This window comes from Bacillus sanguinis (assembly GCF_018332475.1).
Lineage (GTDB): Bacteria > Bacillota > Bacilli > Bacillales > Bacillaceae_G > Bacillus_A > Bacillus_A sanguinis.
Genome location: NZ_BOQB01000642.1, coordinates 1 through 268, shown reverse-complemented (window position 1 = coordinate 268; position 268 = coordinate 1). Strand labels below are relative to the sequence as shown.

Sequence of the window (268 nt, the reverse complement as noted above, 5' to 3'; positions counted from 1 at the left end):
TTTAGTGTTATCAGGACATGCTCATGGAGGACAATTTAGATTGCCATTTATCGGAGGATTAGTTGCCCCGAATCAAGGTATACTACCTAAATATACAGCAGGCTTATATGAGGAACAAAATACAGCAATGATAGTTAGTCGAGGATTAGGAAATAGTATTATCCCGCAAAGAATCTTTAATAGGCCGGAACTTGTAGTCGTACAGTTAAATTGAACTGTACGACTTTTTATGTGAAAAAGGAAAAGGTGCTTTTATCCCGCATTAACG

General features: G+C 37.3%; 1 pseudogene. It reads left to right on the top strand.

The features are described from left to right. Positions 1-214: pseudogene (locus tag KI369_RS29000) on the top strand (metallophosphoesterase); the annotation flags it as partial. Positions 215-268 lie beyond the last annotated feature (54 nt).